Annotated in this window: 17 protein-coding genes, 2 rRNA genes and 1 riboswitch; of the genes, 17 read left to right on the top strand and 2 right to left on the bottom strand. The window is 54.5% G+C overall.

The annotated features are described in order from the left end of the window. Both ABD76_RS25570 and rrf read left to right on the top strand, forming a co-directional pair. Window positions 1-1730, top strand: a 23S ribosomal RNA gene (locus tag ABD76_RS25570); the annotation flags it as partial. Window positions 1731-1848: 118 nt separating this feature from the next. Beyond that, window positions 1849-1965 (top strand): 5S ribosomal RNA (rrf, locus tag ABD76_RS25565). Window positions 1966-2591: 626 nt separating this feature from the next. On the opposite strand, the gene ABD76_RS25560 is transcribed toward rrf, so the two are convergent. Then, window positions 2592-3113, bottom strand: a complete 522-nt coding sequence (locus ABD76_RS25560) for a hypothetical protein (RefSeq protein ID WP_197259787.1) — start codon at window positions 3111-3113, stop codon at window positions 2592-2594. A 250-nt stretch (window positions 3114-3363) separates the two neighbouring features. Here ABD76_RS25560 and ABD76_RS25555 point away from each other — a divergent pair, with 250 nt between their 5' ends. From ABD76_RS25555 to rsmI, 10 genes are all read left to right on the top strand, one after another. Beyond that, window positions 3364-3546 (top strand): sigma factor G inhibitor Gin, encoded by a 183-nt coding sequence (locus ABD76_RS25555; RefSeq protein WP_197259786.1) that lies wholly within the window; start codon window positions 3364-3366, stop codon window positions 3544-3546. 206 nt (window positions 3547-3752) lie between these two features. Further along, window positions 3753-5333 (top strand): aminotransferase class I/II-fold pyridoxal phosphate-dependent enzyme, encoded by a 1581-nt coding sequence (locus ABD76_RS25550; RefSeq protein WP_197259785.1) that lies wholly within the window; start codon window positions 3753-3755, stop codon window positions 5331-5333. After that, the gene (gene tmk / locus ABD76_RS25545) at window positions 5317-5991 is read left to right on the top strand and encodes a dTMP kinase (protein WP_242069812.1); all 675 of its coding nucleotides are present in this window, start codon (window positions 5317-5319) and stop codon (window positions 5989-5991) included. Before ABD76_RS25550 ends, tmk begins: the two co-directional genes overlap by 17 nt. A gap of 61 nt (window positions 5992-6052) precedes the next feature. Then, the gene (locus ABD76_RS25540) at window positions 6053-6382 is read left to right on the top strand and encodes a cyclic-di-AMP receptor (protein ID WP_087443251.1); all 330 of its coding nucleotides are present in this window, start codon (window positions 6053-6055) and stop codon (window positions 6380-6382) included. Between the two features lie 66 nt (window positions 6383-6448). Next, window positions 6449-6892 carry a DUF327 family protein gene (locus tag ABD76_RS25535; RefSeq protein WP_197259784.1) on the top strand — a complete coding sequence of 148 codons (444 nt, stop codon included), beginning with the start codon at window positions 6449-6451 and terminating at the stop codon, window positions 6890-6892. 31 nt (window positions 6893-6923) lie between these two features. Continuing rightward, window positions 6924-7904: a DNA polymerase III subunit delta' gene (gene holB / locus ABD76_RS25530; RefSeq protein ID WP_197259783.1), complete on the top strand. Its 981-nt coding sequence runs from the start codon at window positions 6924-6926 to the stop codon at window positions 7902-7904. Further along, window positions 7905-8705 (top strand): PSP1 domain-containing protein, encoded by an 801-nt coding sequence (locus ABD76_RS25525; RefSeq protein ID WP_197259782.1) that lies wholly within the window; start codon window positions 7905-7907, stop codon window positions 8703-8705. A 33-nt stretch (window positions 8706-8738) separates the two neighbouring features. Next, complete coding sequence (gene yabA, locus ABD76_RS25520) at window positions 8739-9128, top strand: DNA replication initiation control protein YabA (protein WP_197259781.1); 390 nt, start codon at window positions 8739-8741, stop codon at window positions 9126-9128. A 113-nt stretch (window positions 9129-9241) separates the two neighbouring features. Further along, entirely contained in the window at window positions 9242-10033 is a 792-nt protein-coding gene (locus ABD76_RS25515; protein WP_197259780.1) for a tRNA1(Val) (adenine(37)-N6)-methyltransferase, read from the top strand. Beyond that, a complete protein-coding gene (rsmI, locus tag ABD76_RS25510; protein WP_197259779.1) occupies window positions 10020-10931 on the top strand; it encodes a 16S rRNA (cytidine(1402)-2'-O)-methyltransferase in 912 nt (303 codons plus the stop codon). Before ABD76_RS25515 ends, rsmI begins: the two co-directional genes overlap by 14 nt. A gap of 236 nt (window positions 10932-11167) precedes the next feature. On the opposite strand, the gene ABD76_RS25505 is transcribed toward rsmI, so the two are convergent. After that, window positions 11168-11422, bottom strand: coding sequence for an AbrB/MazE/SpoVT family DNA-binding domain-containing protein (locus tag ABD76_RS25505; RefSeq protein ID WP_005545514.1), 255 nt, complete (start codon window positions 11420-11422; stop codon window positions 11168-11170). Window positions 11423-11794: 372 nt separating this feature from the next. On the opposite strand from ABD76_RS25505, the gene ABD76_RS25500 reads away from it, so the two are divergent. From ABD76_RS25500 to rsmA, 5 genes are all read left to right on the top strand, one after another. Continuing rightward, window positions 11795-13081: an HD domain-containing protein gene (locus tag ABD76_RS25500; RefSeq protein WP_197259789.1), complete on the top strand. Its 1287-nt coding sequence runs from the start codon at window positions 11795-11797 to the stop codon at window positions 13079-13081. A gap of 109 nt (window positions 13082-13190) precedes the next feature. Next, the gene (locus ABD76_RS25495) at window positions 13191-13958 is read left to right on the top strand and encodes a TatD family hydrolase (RefSeq protein WP_197259778.1); all 768 of its coding nucleotides are present in this window, start codon (window positions 13191-13193) and stop codon (window positions 13956-13958) included. A 195-nt stretch (window positions 13959-14153) separates the two neighbouring features. Continuing rightward, window positions 14154-14359: riboswitch (cyclic di-AMP (ydaO/yuaA leader) on the top strand. 280 nt (window positions 14360-14639) lie between these two features. Beyond that, window positions 14640-15752 carry a G5 domain-containing protein gene (locus ABD76_RS25490; RefSeq protein ID WP_197259777.1) on the top strand — a complete coding sequence of 371 codons (1113 nt, stop codon included), beginning with the start codon at window positions 14640-14642 and terminating at the stop codon, window positions 15750-15752. A 119-nt stretch (window positions 15753-15871) separates the two neighbouring features. Then, window positions 15872-16474: a ribonuclease M5 gene (gene rnmV / locus ABD76_RS25485; RefSeq protein WP_197259776.1), complete on the top strand. Its 603-nt coding sequence runs from the start codon at window positions 15872-15874 to the stop codon at window positions 16472-16474. Then, on the top strand, window positions 16455-17369 hold the full coding sequence (gene rsmA, locus ABD76_RS25480) for a 16S rRNA (adenine(1518)-N(6)/adenine(1519)-N(6))-dimethyltransferase RsmA (protein WP_197259775.1): 915 nt from the start codon (window positions 16455-16457) through the stop codon (window positions 17367-17369). The genes rnmV and rsmA overlap by 20 nt, the downstream gene beginning before the upstream one ends. The last annotated feature ends 9 nt before the right edge of the window (window positions 17370-17378 follow it).

The following is a 17378-nucleotide window of genomic DNA, read 5'->3' as shown; positions in this document are numbered from 1 at the left end:
ATACTTCGAAGCTGGAGTGAAGTCGATGCAGTGGTAGGGGAGCGTTGTGTACCGGGTGGAAGGCAGACCGGAAGGACTGCTGGACTGTACACAAGTGAGAATGCCGGTATGAGTAACGAAAAGACTGGTGAGAATCCAGTCCGCCGAAAGCCTAAGGGTTCCTGGGGAAGGCTCGTCCGCCCAGGGTAAGTCGGGACCTAAGGCGAGGCCGAAAGGCGTAGTCGAAGGACAACAGGTTGAAATTCCTGTACCACCGTAGCCGTTATGAGCAATGGGGGGACGCAGAAGGATAGGGACGCGAGCAGATGGATGCTCGTCCAAGCAGTGAGGCTGGTCAGTAGGCAAATCCGCTGACCGTAAGGCTGGGCTGTGACGGGGAGGGAAAATTACAGTACCGAAGGTCTTGATTTCATGCTGCCAAGAAAAGCCTCTAGCCAGGTAAAGGTGCCCGTACCGCAAACCGACACAGGTAGGCGAGAAGAGAATTCTAAGGCGCGCGGAAGAACTCTCGTTAAGGAACTCGGCAAAATGACCCCGTAACTTTGGGAGAAGGGGTGCCCCGGTAGGGTGAATAGCCCGAGGGGGCCGCAGTGAATAGGCCCGAGCGACTGTTTAGCAAAAACACAGGTCTGTGCGAAGCCGTAAGGCGAAGTATACGGGCTGACGCCTGCCCGGTGCTGGAAGGTTAAGGGGAGTGGTTAGCCGTAAGGCGAAGCTATGAACCGAAGCCCCAGTAAACGGCGGCCGTAACTATAACGGTCCTAAGGTAGCGAAATTCCTTGTCAGGTAAATTCTGACCCGCACGAATGGCGTAACGACTTGGGCGCTGTCTCAACGAGAGATCCGGTGAAATTTTAATACCTGTGAAGATGCAGGTTACCCGCGACAAGACGGAAAGACCCCATGGAGCTTTACTGCAGCTTGATATTGGACTTTGGTACGGTCTGTACAGGATAGGTGGGAGCCTGGGAAGCCGGAGCGCCAGCTTCGGTGGAGGCGCCGTTGGGATACCACCCTGATCGTATCGGAGTTCTAACCAGGGACCGTGAAACCGGTTCGGGGACAGTGTCAGGCGGGCAGTTTGACTGGGGCGGTCGCCTCCTAAAGAGTAACGGAGGCGCCCCAAGGTTCCCTCAGAATGGTTGGAAATCATTCGAAGAGTGCAAAGGCAGAAGGGAGCTTGACTGCGAGACCTACAAGTCGAGCAGGGACGAAAGTCGGGCTTAGTGATCCGGTGGTACCGCATGGAAGGGCCATCGCTCAACGGATAAAAGCTACCCTGGGGATAACAGGCTTATCTCCCCCAAGAGTCCACATCGACGGGGAGGTTTGGCACCTCGATGTCGGCTCATCGCATCCTGGGGCTGAAGTAGGTCCCAAGGGTTGGGCTGTTCGCCCATTAAAGCGGTACGCGAGCTGGGTTCAGAACGTCGTGAGACAGTTCGGTCCCTATCTGTCGCGGGCGTAGGAAATTTGAGAGGAGCTGTCCTTAGTACGAGAGGACCGGGATGGACGTACCGCTGGTGTACCAGTTGTTTCGCCAGAGGCATAGCTGGGTAGCCAAGTACGGAAGGGATAAGCGCTGAAAGCATCTAAGCGTGAAGCCCCCCTCAAGATGAGATTTCCCACATTGGTAAGACCCCTTGAAGACGACGAGGTAGATAGGTTGGAGGTGGAAGTGCAGCAATGCATGGAGCTGACCAATACTAATCGGTCGAGGGCTTATCCTAAATTCACCCCAAAAAGTGACGTGAAGCGTTGCAGCAACACCGATTACTTTTCGGGGACCCCGGGTGATTATGATTCTTTGCTTTCGCATTCAGTTTTTAAGGTACAATACCTTATCTGTTTGGTGGCGATAGCGGAGGGGTTCCACGCGTACCCATCCCGAACACGACCGTTAAGCCCTCCAGCGCCGATGGTACTTGGACCGCAGGGTCCCGGGAGAGTAGGACGCTGCCAAGCAGACAAAGACCACTGACTTCTGTCGGTGGTTTTTTTCTATATATCCGGAAGATGACAGGGAACGCGGTGACCCGGACATGGCATTGCATCCTGGAGGGGGAATCGTTATCTAGGAGACATCTTCGCATCTAGAGGCATCATCGGATTCTGTAGGTCTATCCCGTCCTGAGGCGTCATCGTACCTTGAGGCGTAATCCCATCCTCAGGCAGGATCGCATTCAGAGGGTCCATCGCATCGAGGAGGTTGCGTCGCTTCCTGGGGCTGAGCGTTGGGACTGAGCGTGTAGAGAGGAATTGCTGCAATTTTACAGGAATTTCGGCACAATGAGCCCACATACAGTGGAATTCCTGCAAATCTACATCATTTTGCTCCTATTTGCACCCACTTGAAGCAAAAAGGAGAAAAATCCTGCACTTTTGCAGGATCCCCTTTTTGGTGAAGTGGTGCATCTCGAAATCCTGCACTTTTGCAGGATTTCGTTTTGATGAATTCGTGAATATCGAATTCTTGCGATTTCTCAGGATTTCGTTTTTCCGAAAAAGGCGTGTCCAGAGAAATGATGCAGTTCGGCAGGTACCGGCATCCCACCAAAAGAAAAAACACCCTCAACGGGTGTTTTCGTATATTATGCTTTATAGACGGACATCTCTCCGGCCGGCAGCTTGATAAGCCCATCCTTGCTTGCCTGTTGGGCAACGATGGTGGCGTATAGGCGCGGCGCTATCATCCACAGATGCCAGAACATGAGCTGCAGGGTCAGGTCAAGCGGCAGCCAGGGCATAAGCACCAGCAGGACAAGCAAAGAGATGAGCGTCGTATGCCATAGTATTTTTCTCCAGTAACGAAGACTGATGAATTGTTGATCCTGCGGCAGGAAGCCGATCCAGGGAAGATGGAATCTCCATATCCATCGCTTTTTGAATGTATACCGATCCATCACGAAGATAGAACGCGCGATTACATAATGAATCCAGACGATAACGATCCACGAAGCCCCGATGTAGGCGACTCCCCATAGACCGCTCATTCCTATCGAGGCCGCCAGCGCGGCCGCGCCGAACAGCAGATACATGTACATAAATACCCGATGGAACCGAACCCGCTTTAGGAGCTGATAATTGTAAAAGGTGCGCTCACTACTGCTCAAGGAAGCTCCTCCTTTTGATTGCGTCACGAATTGAGGAATACGATATATATCGGAATTTGATCTATGAAAATGTAGAAGGGGGCAAAGATCGGGGGCGGATTTGAAGGCGCAAAAGAGGTACAGACCGTACATACACCAAATGCGGCCATTCTTCATACGTATATAAATATGTGAAATGAACTATGAAACTGGTATAACTTTATAGAGTTCGGGGCATACTAACGATAAAATTATAGAAGGTGGGATGGCCATGGAACATCAGGAGCCCCACTGCATCATTTGCGGTGAAGCAACAGAGGACGGCATCGTGGTTGTCAATCAATTCATTTGCACCTCCTGCGAACAAGAAATGGTAAAGACCGACGTGCAGGACCGAAAATATCCTTTTTTCATTCATCGGTTAAAACGGTTGTGGGTGCACATGAATGTATAAGGTAGCAGACAAAGGAGCCTGAATCTTTTTGGGCTCTTTTTTGTCGGTTCCCAGAGGAATGATGAAGCGCTGCCCGATTTGCGTTACAATGAAGGAATAAGAACTAAGTGTGCAAAAAAGGCCGGTTTTCCGCAACGAGAAGGTTTCAGCAACCTGAAGCGATCAAAAGCGGACCTTTTGAACAACCTTTAGAAGGGGCAGACTTCATGGTGTATAACGGAGAAGAATCCTTTTCACGTCACATTCATCAGCAGGCGCCATTGGCAGGCGCGATGCTTGACTATATGGAACGCCGTTCGGCCTCCTTCCATGTTCCGGGTCATAAGGATGGCGAGTTGTACCGCCGGATGGCGGACGACTGGCCTCAGCCGGGCAAGGAGCTGCTCGACAGCATGGCTTCGCTGCTCGCCATGGATACGACCGAGGTCGAGGGGACGGACGATCTGCATCATCCGACCGGTCCGATCGCGGAAGCCCAGCGACTGGCGGCACGCTGCTTCGGGGCGGAAGATACGCATTTTCTGATAGGCGGAAGCACGGTGGGCAATATGGCGCTTCTCCTGAGCAGTTGCACCCGGCCGGGCGATCTTATCATTGTGCAGCGCAATGTCCATAAATCCATTTTGCATGGACTGATGCTGGCGGGGGCCACGGCGGTGTTCCTGACGCCGCGGACCGATCCGGCGACCGGACTGACGGCCGTGCCGGAGGTGGAGACGGTTCGCGAGGCGCTGAACCGCTTTCCGCAGGCCAAGGCGGTCATGATCACGAACCCTAATTATTATGGGATGGGTGCCGATATAAGGGAGATGGCCCGCCTTGCTCATGATCACGGCATTCCTTTGCTGGTGGACGAGGCGCATGGGGCGCATTTCGGATTTCACCCATCCGTCCCTCCTTCCTCCCTGTCGATGGGAGCGGACGGGGTCGTCCAGTCGACGCATAAGATGCTGGGCGGGATGACGATGAGCGCCATGCTGCATGTGCAGGGGCCCCGCCTCGACCGGGACAGGCTGAAGCAGGTGTTAACGATGCTGCAGAGCTCCAGCCCTTCTTATCCATTGATGGCTTCGCTCGATTTGAGCCGCTACTGGCTGGATCGGCATGGGGCAGCCGCCCTGGAGCCCGGGCTGGAGGCGGCACGTTGGCTGCGAGAACGAATCCAGGCGATGCCGGCGTTCGAGCTGGTGCCGGAACCGGACAGCTCGGCGGAGTATCATTATCAAGATCCTTTTAAAATCGCCCTCCGGGATCGACATGACCGGGTCAGCGGCTACGAGCTGCTGGACATGCTGTCCGCTCATGGCTGCGTGGCCGAGATGGCCGACCCCCGGTACGTGGTGGCCGCGCTCAGCCTGAGCACGTCGATGGCCGATGCGGAACGGCTGGCCCAAGCTCTGGAGGCCGTGGCGGTGACCATTGGCGATGCGCCTACATATACTACGGTGCGGGCGAATGACATGGTCGAGAATGCTGCCGGGGCCACCGTCTCGACCCCCGTGCCGTTCTCGCTGTACGATGCGGCACGGGCGAAGACCGTGCGGGTCCCGGTTAGCGAAGCGGTCGGCGCGGTTGCAGCCGAGACAGTAACCCCCTATCCGCCAGGGATCCCGCTGCTCTATCGCGGTGAGCGCGTGACTGAGGCGGTGGTCCGGCAGCTTGAGCGGCTGGCGGAAGCCGGGGCAAAATGCCACGGAGCCGGGGATCCGACGCTCCGGACATTACAAATTATGGCGAACGATATTAACGGCACGGAAGAGGAGACGCAGGATGAGCAGTATAAATAGAAGCGATTGGCCAGGCTGGTTCATTACGATGGAAGGAGGGGAAGGAGCCGGGAAGACGACGGCGATGCGCAAGCTGGCTCAGCATCTGGAGGAGCGCGGGCTCGATGTCGTCGTAACGCGAGAACCGGGCGGTATCGCGATCTCCGAACAGATTCGCAGCGTCATACTCGATCCGGCGCATGTCGGCATGGATCCGCGAACGGAAGCGCTGCTCTATGCGGCGGCCCGCCGCCAGCATCTGGTGGAGCGGGTGGAGCCCGCACTCCAACGGGGAGCCATCGTGCTGTGCGACCGGTTCGTCGACAGCAGTCTTGCTTACCAAGGCTATGCACGGGGTATAGGTATGGAAGAGGTGTGGGACATCAACCGCTTCGCCGTGCATCATACGATGCCGGATATTACGCTCTGGTTCGATATTGATCCGGAAGCGGGACTGGAGCGCATCCGAGCGAACCGCTCCCGCGAAGTGAACCGGCTGGATACGGAGCGGCTGGCCTTCCACCAGGCGGTCCGGGAAGGCTATGAACGGCTCGCCCGCCAATACCCCGACCGAATCGTGCGCGTGGATGCATCGCAGACGGAAGCGGCGCTTCAGGAGCAAATAATCGACATTTTATCCGGAAGAACGCAGGATTTCGGGCCCCGCATGTGTAAATAAATAACCATATTCTTAATTCTAGGGTAAAATGAGTTCAACCAATCAAAGGAGGATGATAGGCATGAAGATGATTGTGGCCATTGTTCAGGACAAAGACAGCAACCGGTTGTCCAGCGCGTTAGTGAAAGCGAATTTCCGCGCCACCAAGCTGGCCAGTACGGGAGGATTTCTGCGGGCAGGCAACACGACCTTTATGATCGGTGTCAACGATGATCAAGTCAGCGCGGTTCTGAACGTCATCCGTAACAATTGCAAGGTGCGCGACCAATTGGTGACGCCGGTTACCCCTCTTAGCGGAACGACGGATTCCTATATGCCGCTTCCGGTGGAAGTGCAGGTTGGCGGTGCGACTGTCTTTGTAATGCCTGTTGATCGGTTCGAACAATTTTAGAAATCGTCTACAAAGTCCGCTTTGAACACTCAATTTAGAGCATGATAGAATGCAGGTGGATAACAAGTGAAGATTAATCCAGGGTTCCGGCCCCTCGGCCAAGATATGCGCATTGGGGATACGGTAGCGAAGCCCATTCAGCAGAAATCATTTGCGGATATAATGCAGCAGCAGGACGGCCAAGCGAGCAGAGATGAATTGCAGCAGCGCCTGCAGGATATTTATCGTCAAGGAGAACGGCTGGCGAAGTCGATGACCGTCAGAGAACTCCGGCAATACCGGAATATGGTGAAGCGATTCCTGGAAGATACGGTCCGTCGGGGCATCACGCTTCGCGACTCGCGCGGATGGGATCGCCGAGGCCGCAATAAGCGCTACAAGCTGGTCGAGGAGATCGATGCGGCGTTGATTGCTCTGGCGGAGGAACTGCTGGAGACGGAACAAGGCAAAATCGAATTGCTGCAAAAGGTCGGAGAGATCCGCGGCATGCTGATCAATTTGAGCTTTTGACAGCGTTCAGGAATGGAAGGACTTACAAGCGATGTCGTTTCAACAAATAATCGGACAGGAACGGGCGAAGACCTTATTGCAGAACGGTCTGCGTTCGGGTAAAGTCTCGCATGCCTATTTGTTCAGCGGGCCGAAGGGAACGGGGCGGCTGCAGACGGCGCTCACCTTCACGAAGGCGTTGTTCTGCGAGAACGCAACGGACGACGCCTGCGGCGAATGCTTGTCATGCCGCAAGATTGAGCATGGCAACCACCCGGATGTGCATGTGATTTCACCCGAAGGCCAGAGCATCAAAATCGATCAGGTGAGGGAGCTTCAGCGGGAGTTTTCGTACCGCACGCAGGCGGAAGGCCGCAAAGTGTATATCATGGAGCAGGCGGAGACGATGACCGTGCAGGCGGCCAACAGCCTGCTCAAATTTTTGGAAGAACCGATGAGCCCGATCGTCGCGATCTTGATTACGGACAATGGACAAGCCATGCTGCCCACGATTCAATCGCGCTCGCAATGGGTGCCTTTTACCCCGCCGGATCCCCAGATTATCTATAATGCATTGGTTGAGGAGGGCTGCTCTGCCTTGCTCGCCCGGGCGGCGGTTCATCTCGTCAACGGAATAGGGGAAGGCAGGGAACTGTGCCAACAGAATTGGTTTGCAGAACTGAGAAACGTAATGTTACAATTAGGAAAGGAGTGTGGGACACGGTTGTCATCGGCACTTCTTATGGCACAACAGAAGGTGTTCAAGACCGAGCTTGGAGAACATACGGACATGTTGTTCCGTCTGTTCCACCTCTGGTTTCGTGATATGCTGAATTATCAATTCAACCGACAGGAGAACCTCGTCTTTTGCGATCAGCTGGATGCAATAGGCAGAATAGCCTGGTCGAAATCGGCGCAGGGATGGATCCGATGCATGGCCGCGGCAGCAGAAGCGCAGAAGCGGGTACGCGCCAATGTCAGTCCGCAGCTTGCATTTGAACAGTTTCTGGTTGGAGTGCAAGGAGGTACATGATTGTATAACGTGGTCGGCGTCCGCTTCAAGCGAGCGGGCAAAATTTATTACTTCGATCCGGTGGAATGGCCGGTTCAGCGGGATGAGCACGTTATCGTCGAGACGGCGCGGGGAATCGAATACGGCAAGGTCGTCATCGGCCCGAAGACGGTCGGCGAGAATGATGTCGTACTTCCCTTGAAGAAGGTCATCCGCATTGCCAACGAGGCCGACGCTACGCTGGTGGATTCGAACCGGCAGGCGGCGAAGGATGCCTTTACGACTTGCATGGACAAGATTCGGGCTCATCAGTTGAAGATGAAGCTGGTTGATGTCGAATATACATTTGATCGGAACAAAATTATTTTTTATTTTACGGCTGAAGGACGCGTCGATTTTCGCGAGCTGGTCAAAGACTTGGCGAGCGTGTTCCGGACCCGGATCGAGCTGCGGCAGATTGGGGTGCGGGATGAAGCGAAGATGCTCGGCGGCATCGGCCCATGCGGCCGGGTCCTGTGTTGTTCGTCCTGGCTCGGCGATTTCGAGCCGGTCTCGATCAAGATGGCCAAAGATCAGAATTTATCGTTGAATCCTACCAAAATTTCCGGTCTGTGCGGCCGGCTCATGTGCTGCTTGAAATACGAGCATGATAATTATGAGAGCGTCAAGGAAGAGCTTCCGGCGGTAGGGAAATGGGTAGTCACGTCGATCGGCGAAGGCAAGGTCGTCGGCCTGAATGCCGGTGAACGCAAGGTTCACGTTCAATTGGCGGATATCAACAAAGTGAAGGAGTTTCCTTTTGACGACGTCGTATTGAAATAATGAAGCGTACTTTTCACGCTCTGGGGTGGGAACTTGGAGAAGAAAGACATTTTTGCGCAAATTCATGATATGGAAACGCATATGGGAGACCTTCATCAAGAGCTGGGTGCGCTGAAATACGTCGTCAAGGAGCTGCTGGAAGAGAATCAACGCCTTCGCATGGAGAACCAGCGGCTGCGCCAATTGCTCCATCAGGAGCATCAGGATCAGCAGCCGGAATCCCCTGTCGAAGCGGAAGGAGCATCGGCACCCGCAGTGGATGCCCGGAGCGCCGAAGGGGATGAGCAGGAGAATGTGGTGGGCGAAGGATACGACAACTTAGCGCGGCTGTATCATGAAGGCTTTCATATTTGCAACGTCTATTATGGGCATTTACGAACGGAAGGCGACTGCTTGTTCTGTCTCTCCTTCCTAAATAAATAACGAGAGCCGTAGGTGATGGGGAATCGAATTCCTGCCTACGGCTTTTCTTCATACTCCAGTCTGCATCGGATAGGCCATAAGCACAAGAAACAGGAAGGAGTTACCGATATAGAATGAAGGAACACGGTAAGGTGAGCGTCATCCTGCAGCCTTCGGAACGGCTTGATGATCTGCTGACTCATGAGCTTCGCATCATTCAGAGCCCGGAGGTGTTCAGCTTTTCGATGGATGCCGTTCTGCTGGCGCGCTTCGCCACGGTGCCGGCCAAGGGCCGGATTATGGATCTGTGCACCGGCAACGGGGTCATTCCGCTGCTGCTGTCGACACGGACCGGAGCCGCGATCGAAGGGCTGGAGATCCAGCCGCGCTTGGCAGACATGGCTCGGCGCAGCGTTGCGCTGAACGGGCTGGAAGAGCGCATCCGGATTCACGAAGGGGATCTGAAGGAGTTCGAACCGGAGGCGGAACGTCCGTTCTATGAGCTGATTACGGTGAATCCGCCCTATATGCCGCTGCAGGCCGGAGAGCCGAAGCTGAGCGAGCATCAGGCGCTCGCGCGCCACGAGCTGGCATGCACGCTGGAAGATGTGATCGCACGGTCGGCCCGCTGGCTGCGAACGGGCGGCAAGCTGGCGATGGTGCATCGCGCCTCCCGGCTGGGCGATATCATCGCCTTGATGCGGGCGTATCGGGTCGAGCCGAAGCGCATCCGCCTCGTGCATCCGCGCATCGGAACGGAAGCGAATATGGTGCTGATCGAAGCGGTGCGCGACGGCAAGCCGGACGTGCGTATTCTCCCGCCCTTAATCGTTTATAATGAAGGAAATACGTATTGCCAGGAACTAATGGATATCTATTACGGCAAGTCGCCGCAGTTGAAGGATGGGTCATATGGAGATCAATGAGCAATTCAGCTATGAGGAGAAGGACGGAGGCGGACGCCTCTATCTCGTCGGCACTCCGATCGGCAATCTGGAGGATATGACGTACCGGGCCGTGCGGATGCTCCGGGAAGCGGATATCATCGCGGCGGAGGATACGCGCGAGACGCGGAAGCTGCTCAGCCGCTTCGAGATTCAGGGCAAGACGTTATACAGTTACCATGAGCATAACAAGCAGGCCAGCGGTCCCGAACTGATCCGGTTGATGCAGGAAGGGAAGCGTATCGCCCTTGTGAGCGACGCCGGGCTTCCGGCGATTTCCGACCCGGGCGCCGATCTGGCGGCGATGGCGATCGAAGCGGGGCTGCCGGTCATTCCGATCCCCGGCCCGAATGCGGCGTTGTCCGCGCTGATCGCTTCCGGGCTGCCGACGGACCGGTTCACCTTCGTCGGGTTCCTGCCCCGGGAGAAAAAGCGGGCTTCCGACATCCTGGCCTCCTTGGCGGCGGAAGCAGGCACCATGCTATTTTATGAATCGCCGCATCGGGTGGAGAAGACGCTGGAACGGATGGCCGAAGCATTCGGTTCCGGGCGGCGCGTCGCGCTGGCGCGCGAGCTGACGAAGCGGTACGAGCATTTCGTGCGCGGGACGATTGCGGATTGTGTGGCCTTTCTCCAGGAGAAGCCTCCGCTCGGAGAGTATTGCATCGTCGTGGAAGGAGGCGCAATCGCGCCGGGAGCCGGGGCGGACGCCGTCTGGTGGAGCGAGTTGAGCGAGCAGGAGCATGTGGCGCATTACGAGGAGCGGGGGATCGCCCGCAAAGAGGCCATGAAGCAGGCAGCCAAAGACAGAGGCGTCTCGAAGCGGGATATCTATGAAGCGCTGCTGCAGGAGAAGCGGGAAGAAGGGAATAAATGGTGATTCCGGCTCATCCGCATGAGCCGGGCAGGAGGGTCCCGAAGCCGGGGCCTTAAGGCATGGTTACCTGCGGCTGCAAGTTGGCGCAAGCCGGCAACCGGGTCTGTAGGCCTTCGGAACATCCTCTCCAAGGCAAAAAAAGACCTTCATGGTCGGGTTCTAAACCATGAAGGCACCAAGGAAGATATGAAAAAGGTTAGAATTAACAAGTTGATTAGTGCTATTATAACCTATTTTTTTTATTTTGTCACAGGTTGAGGGATTTCTGATATACATTCGTGGCAAACAATTTTTCCTTTGAAGTATGTAACGTTCTCTGCATTGCCGCAGAAGATGCAGGCAGGCTCATATTTTTTGAGCATGATGCGCTCTCCATCCACGTAAATCTCCAGCGCATCTTTTTCACCAATGCCCAAGGTGCGGCGAAGCTCGATTGGAATAACGACACGACCCAGTTCATCAACTTTGCGAACGATACCAGTGGACTTCATCATATTCAACGCTCTCCTCTTAATTACATAATGTGTCATGATTCGACAATTTTCTGATTGACTGTTTATTATCGTACCAACCATTCCCATATTAGTCAACCTATAAAATGGATAATTTTTATGCTAATTTATGGTTTTTATTAATTTTTTATCTGATTTTTAACTGATTTCAACGTATCTATTCCCGTTTTTACGCTTTAGTGGTATTATATGTTACCTGATGGCAATCGGGTACGACGCATCCGCCCAATTTCGACAACTTGGCCAAATGTGAAAACGATGTCGAAATGGAACGGATGTCATTTTATAGTCGATTGCTATGCCGAATCGCTCTCAGCGCTGCATCCGTCACATGAAACCAAGGAGGGAAACATGATGCTGCAAGAAGAAAAAGTGTTCAAGGATCCGGTTCATAATTATGTGCATGTCCAGGATCGGACAATCTGGGATCTGATCAATACGAGCGAATTTCAACGGCTGCGTCGTATCCGCCAGTTGGGGACTTCCTATTTCACGTTCCATGGGGCGGAGCACAGCCGCTTCTCCCATTCGCTCGGCGTATATGAGATTACGCGCCGGATCATTTCTCAATTCGAACGGAACCGGTATGCGGATTGGCCGGAAGAAGAAGGGCTGCTCGCTCTGTGCGCCGCCCTCCTGCATGATGTGGGGCACGGGCCGTTCTCCCATTCGATAGAAGAGGCGTTCGGCATGTTCCACGAGGACTGGACTTGCCGTATTATATTGGAAGATACCGAAATCCACCGCGTACTGGCCAGGATCGATCCCGGATTCCCGGAGAAGGTCGCGTCCGTCATTCGCAAATCGTACGCATCCCCGATTGTCGTCAATCTTGTATCCGGACCGCTCGATGCCGATCGGATGGATTATTTGCTGCGGGATGCCTATTTCACCGGCGTCAATTACGGCACCTTCGATCTCGATCGCATATTGAGGCTTCTGCGCCCGCATAAGGATCGCATCGTCGTGAAGGAGAGCGGCATGCATGCGGTGGAGCATTACTTGCTCTCCCGGTACGAGATGTACTGGCAGGTCTACTTCCATCCGGTGACCCGCAGCTCCGAGATGCTGCTGCGGCATATTTTCAAGCGCGCGACAGAGCTGTACCGGGAAGGCTTTGCGTTTCAGTTCTTTTTGCCGCCGCTTACCTCGCTCTTCGAGGGGACGATCGGAACTGCGGATTATTTGAAGCTGGATGAAGCTCTGGTGCAGACGACGTTCATGCAATGGCGCCTGGAGAAGGATGAGCGGTTGGCCGACTTGTGCGAGAGGTTCATGGAGCGTAAACTATACAAATATATTGAAACCGATCAATTGGATAAAGCGACAGAGCGCCGGCTGTCCCAAGTCTGGACGGAAGCGGGACTCGACCCGGAGTACGACTTGATGTTCGATTCGCCTTCGGACAATCCGTACGATGTGTACCGGGTAGGCGATGAACCGACGCAGCAGCATATTTTGCTGCTCGATCCGTATGGACGCGTCATGGAGCTGTCGAAGAAATCGGATATCGTCCGCTCGATCAGCGGCATCCGGAGAGGGAAGCATTATATTTACTTTCCGAAGGACAAGCTGGAAGCCGCTCAGCATGCGCTCCCAGCCGATGTGCGGCAGCTGTTCCTGTCCGGCGAGACCGGATAACAAGCCGCCTTCTCTTCATCTAAGAGGGCGGGAAGCGATCCCGAACGGCAGCAAGCCGGACGTTCATTCGGGAAGACAAGCTTACCATCATCAAGAAGGAGTGACTTCGATGCTATTTGATACGCATACCCATTTAGATAATGAAGCTTTTGACGCCGACCGGGAAGAGATTATCGCCCGCGCCTACGAGCAGGGAGTCACGAGAATGGTGAACGTCGGGTTCAACCGGGAGACGATCCCGACGACGATGGCCTTGGCGGAGAAATACGATTTTATTTACGCCGCCGTGGGCTGGCATCCGACGGATGCCGTTACGATGAAGCCCGAGGATATGCAGTGGCTTGGCGATCTGACACAGCATGAGAAGGTAGTTGCCATTGGGGAGATCGGGCTGGACTACCATTGGGACACGTCTCCCAAGGATGTGCAGCAGCGCGTGTTCCGGGAACAGATCGGACTGGCGCGGGAACTGAAGCTGCCGATTATTATTCATAACCGGGAGGCCCATGAGGATGTCGTCCGGATTTTGCGCGAAGAGAAGGCCGGCGAGGTGGGCGGCATCATGCACTCGTTCTCCGGAAGCTGGGAAACGGCCAAAATGTGCCTTGACATGGGATTTTATATCTCATTTGGCGGACCGATTACGTTCAAGAACGCCAAGCAGCCGAAGGAAGTCCTCGTACGCATCCCGAATGACCGCTTGCTGGTCGAGACGGACTCCCCATATTTAACGCCGCATCCATTTCGAGGAAAGCGGAATGAGTCTTCTTATGTTCGTCTCGTCGCCGAAGCGGCGGCCGAATTGAAAGGAATGGAATTTGAAGAAATTTGCAGAATGACGACTGAAAATGCTTTGACATGTTTTGACATACGTTGAAAACCGATGAAAAACCGATGAAATAAAGATGTAGGCCACCAAATAAGTGGATTCCATTGCGAAAATGCGAAATTGTTACTTTTTTTTAACCCTTTTTCGCTTAAAACGGAATTGATACTGTCTTTACAAGGTGATTACAAACACGATATGATTTCTCACAGATGTTCGAAACGAAAACTTGAATATTGTTCCAACCAACCAGTATCGCTTAATCTCCTTGAGTGGAGAGCGGGGGAACCAAATGGCGTGTTGGCCGGGCATCTATTGCAGGGCTGAACGCGTGGATTGATTCCTTGGGGTGAATTCGGTGCAGCCGAGCCATGAGCCGGTTCGCAGCGACAGGGCGACTCTCGCAGCCCGAACCCGACAGCTAACCTCGTCAGCGTACGGAGAGAGGGGTCCTCGTGCGTCCTTGACTGATGACGTTTGGGTTTCAATGAGAAGCCATGAAAGAGTCGCCTCTTGCACTAGGCTTCTTTTGTTTTTTCTTGAAATCTTCTTTTTTTGAATAAAGAAAAGAAAGACGTCATAGGTGTAAGAAACAGGAGGTGAGGAACAACCGTTACTGGTGTTGGTGCGGAGGAACCGCAAGGTTGCTTCGTAAACATTCTTCAAATAGTCGCGTCAGCCAGAAATCATGCGTAACACTCGACGGCGGGACTATGTAAGGAGGACCGAGAAGTGGGACAGCTCGTTCAAGACGAAACCCATGAACCCCGATCATCCAGCATGTCGCTCGCAATGCGATGGAAGCATGAAAATGTTCGTATCGTCTCAGTCATCATCGTTATGGCGGTTGTAATTACCTTGATAGCCGTATTATTTCAATACAGCGCGTCCAAGAAGACCCTGTCGGTCTATGTGGATGGACGGGAAGAAGCTTTGGTAACCCGGGAATCGATGCTGCGCGATGTTTTGGATGAGCACGCGATAGCCGTTGGGGCCCATGATGTGGTATCGAAGCCGTTGGATTCGGAAATCGCCGATGGTGATCGGGTCATCATCGAGCGCGCCAAGCCGGTCAATATTGTGATGGCCGGCAAGAAAGCGACGCATTACACGACGAAGAAATCAGTCAACGAAGCATTGATCGCATTGAATATACCCGTCAAGCCGGAGGATAAGGTCATCCCGAAAAAAGAGACCGCCGTATCGGAAAATATGGATATCCGGATTATCGACGTCCGCAAAAATGTCGAGGAGCGAAAAGTAAAGGTTCCGTTCCGGACGGTAAAGAAAGCCGATCCGAGCTTGGCGAAGGGCAAGACGAAGACGGTGCAAAAAGGCCAGGAAGGCCTCGTTATCCAAAAAATCGAGAAGGTGTACGAGGACGGCAAGCTCGTGTACTCCAAAATGGTGGACAAAAAGGTGAAAACGAAGCAAGTGAACCAAGTCGTCGCTTACGGCACCAAAAAAGAGCCGGAAGTCGCCGTTCTGTCTGCCAGCGGGGGGGCCCTGTCTGACGGAAGCCTTGATTTCAACTATAAAAAAGTGCTTAAAAACGTGGAATTGACCGCCTATACCGAACAGGAGGGCTCTGCAGGATCGAAGACCGCATCCGGGGCCATCGTGTCCGAAGGCCGCACCATCGCCGTCGATCCGGATGTAATTCCGCTCGGCTGGTGGGTGTACATTGAAGGAATCGGATTCCGCCGCGCGGAAGATACCGGCGGCGCAGTCAAGGGCAACATCATTGATGTCTACTTCGACAGCAGCAGCACCGTCCGCAAATTCGGCCGCAAGCACGGATACACGGTATACGTTATCGGTCCGGTGAAGCCGGAATTGAATTAGGGCGGCGTTATAACATATAGTAAGATACAACGTTTTATGTCATTCTAAGAAGAGGGAATTCCCTCTTCTTTTGTGTTTTTACATAGAGGCGGCAGCAGGAACGGAGAGGAGCAGCAGTTGTGATTCGAGAAGTGATTGTAGTGGAAGGGAAAGATGATACCGTAGCCATCCAGCGGGCCGTGGAAGCCGATACGATCGAGACGGGAGGCTCGGCCGTCAGCGAGATGACGATACGGCGCATCGCCTTGGCGCAGGAACGGCGGGGAGTCATCATATTGACCGATCCGGATCATGCCGGGGAACGGATTCGGAAAAAGATAGCGGAGCGGGTGCCTGGCTGCAAGCACGCCTTTCTGCCGCGGCATGAAGCGATAGCCAAGGGAGACCTTGGCGTGGAGAATGCCTCGCCGGAAGCGATACGCGCGGCGCTGGCCCAAGTCAGGACCGAGATGCCTGCTGCCCATGCGGAGCTCGCCTGGGCGGACTTGGTCGAAGCGGGCCTGACGATCCAGACGGGAGCGGCGGAACGCAGGTACCGGCTGGGGGAGATTCTTGGCATCGGATATTGCAATGCGAAGCAGCTGCTGAAGCGATGCCGCATGTTCCAGATCGGCCGTGCGGAGTTCGAGACCGCGCTGGCCAGATTGGACGAGCAGGAGGCCTCTGCACATATCGTAACGGGTACGGAAGGAGAACGACAGAATGAACAAGCCTTCGATTGATATCGCAACGCCATCGAGGACGAAGGAGATTGTGCGCAAGCACGGATTTGCGTTTAAGAAAAGCCTCGGTCAAAATTTTTTGGTCGATATGAATATTATGCGGCGCATCGTCGATGCAGCCGAGCTGGACAGCGCGACAGGCGCGTTGGAGATCGGGCCGGGGATCGGTGCCTTGACGGAGCAGCTGGCGCAGCAGGCGGGCCATGTGGCGGCCGTGGAGATCGATCAGCGTCTGATTCCGATTCTGGGCGAAGTGCTCGAGCCCTATCCGAATGTCCAGGTGGTTCACGGAGACGTGCTGAAGGTCGATCTGGGCGAGCTGTTCCGGGAACAGTTCCACGCCATGGATAAGGTCAGTGTCGTAGCCAATCTGCCTTATTACGTAACGACACCGATTCTGATGAAGCTGCTGGAGGAACGGCTGCCGCTCAAAAACATCGTCGTCATGATTCAGAAGGAAGTGGCCGAACGGATGGCGGCCCAACCCGGAACGAAGGATTACGGCAGCTTGAGCGCTGCGGTCCAATACTTCAGCGAGCCGCAGTTGGTGTGCACCGTCCCGCCTTCGGTATTTATTCCGCAGCCGAATGTGGAGTCGGCTGTCATCAGGCTGCGCATCCGGGAGAAGCCGCCGGTGGAGGCGAAGGACGAAGCGCTCCTGTTCGAGGTTATCCAGGGGGCGTTCGCCCAACGGAGGAAGACCTTGTGGAACAATATGAAGGCCAAATACGGCACGGCATGGGGAACGGACCTGCTGAGCCAGGCGTTCGCGGATGCGGACATCGATCCGAACCGCCGGGGAGAGACGCTGTCGCTGCAAGAATTTGCCCGGTTCAGCAATGTGCTTCATGACCGGTTCAAGGACGGGAAGGATGCCGCCTCGCCAAAACAATGAGCACCAAAT

This window comes from Paenibacillus dendritiformis (genome assembly GCF_015845845.1).
Lineage (GTDB): Bacteria > Bacillota > Bacilli > Paenibacillales > Paenibacillaceae > Paenibacillus_B > Paenibacillus_B dendritiformis_C.
The sequence above is the reverse complement of the archived record's forward strand: the minus strand, read 5'-3'. Positions and strand labels throughout refer to the sequence as shown.

Bases quoted from the DNA above. Each gene is read 5' to 3' on its own strand.
- ABD76_RS25540 (WP_087443251.1), top strand. From the start codon at position 6,053: ATGAAGATGATTGTGGCCATTGTTCAGGACAAAGACAGCAACCGGTTG.
- tmk (WP_242069812.1), top strand. From the start codon at position 5,317: ATGAGCAGTATAAATAGAAGCGATTGGCCAGGCTGGTTCATTACGATG.
- ABD76_RS25515 (WP_197259780.1), top strand. From the start codon at position 9,242: ATGAAGGAACACGGTAAGGTGAGCGTCATCCTGCAGCCTTCGGAACGG.
- ABD76_RS25550 (WP_197259785.1), top strand. From the start codon at position 3,753: ATGGTGTATAACGGAGAAGAATCCTTTTCACGTCACATTCATCAGCAG.
- ABD76_RS25555 (WP_197259786.1), top strand. From the start codon at position 3,364: ATGGAACATCAGGAGCCCCACTGCATCATTTGCGGTGAAGCAACAGAG.
- rsmA (WP_197259775.1), top strand. From the start codon at position 16,455: ATGAACAAGCCTTCGATTGATATCGCAACGCCATCGAGGACGAAGGAG.
- ABD76_RS25495 (WP_197259778.1), top strand. From the start codon at position 13,191: ATGCTATTTGATACGCATACCCATTTAGATAATGAAGCTTTTGACGCC.
- ABD76_RS25500 (WP_197259789.1), top strand. From the start codon at position 11,795: ATGCTGCAAGAAGAAAAAGTGTTCAAGGATCCGGTTCATAATTATGTG.
- rsmI (WP_197259779.1), top strand. From the start codon at position 10,020: ATGGAGATCAATGAGCAATTCAGCTATGAGGAGAAGGACGGAGGCGGA.
- ABD76_RS25505 (WP_005545514.1), bottom strand. From the start codon at position 11,422: ATGATGAAGTCCACTGGTATCGTTCGCAAAGTTGATGAACTGGGTCGT.
- holB (WP_197259783.1), top strand. From the start codon at position 6,924: ATGTCGTTTCAACAAATAATCGGACAGGAACGGGCGAAGACCTTATTG.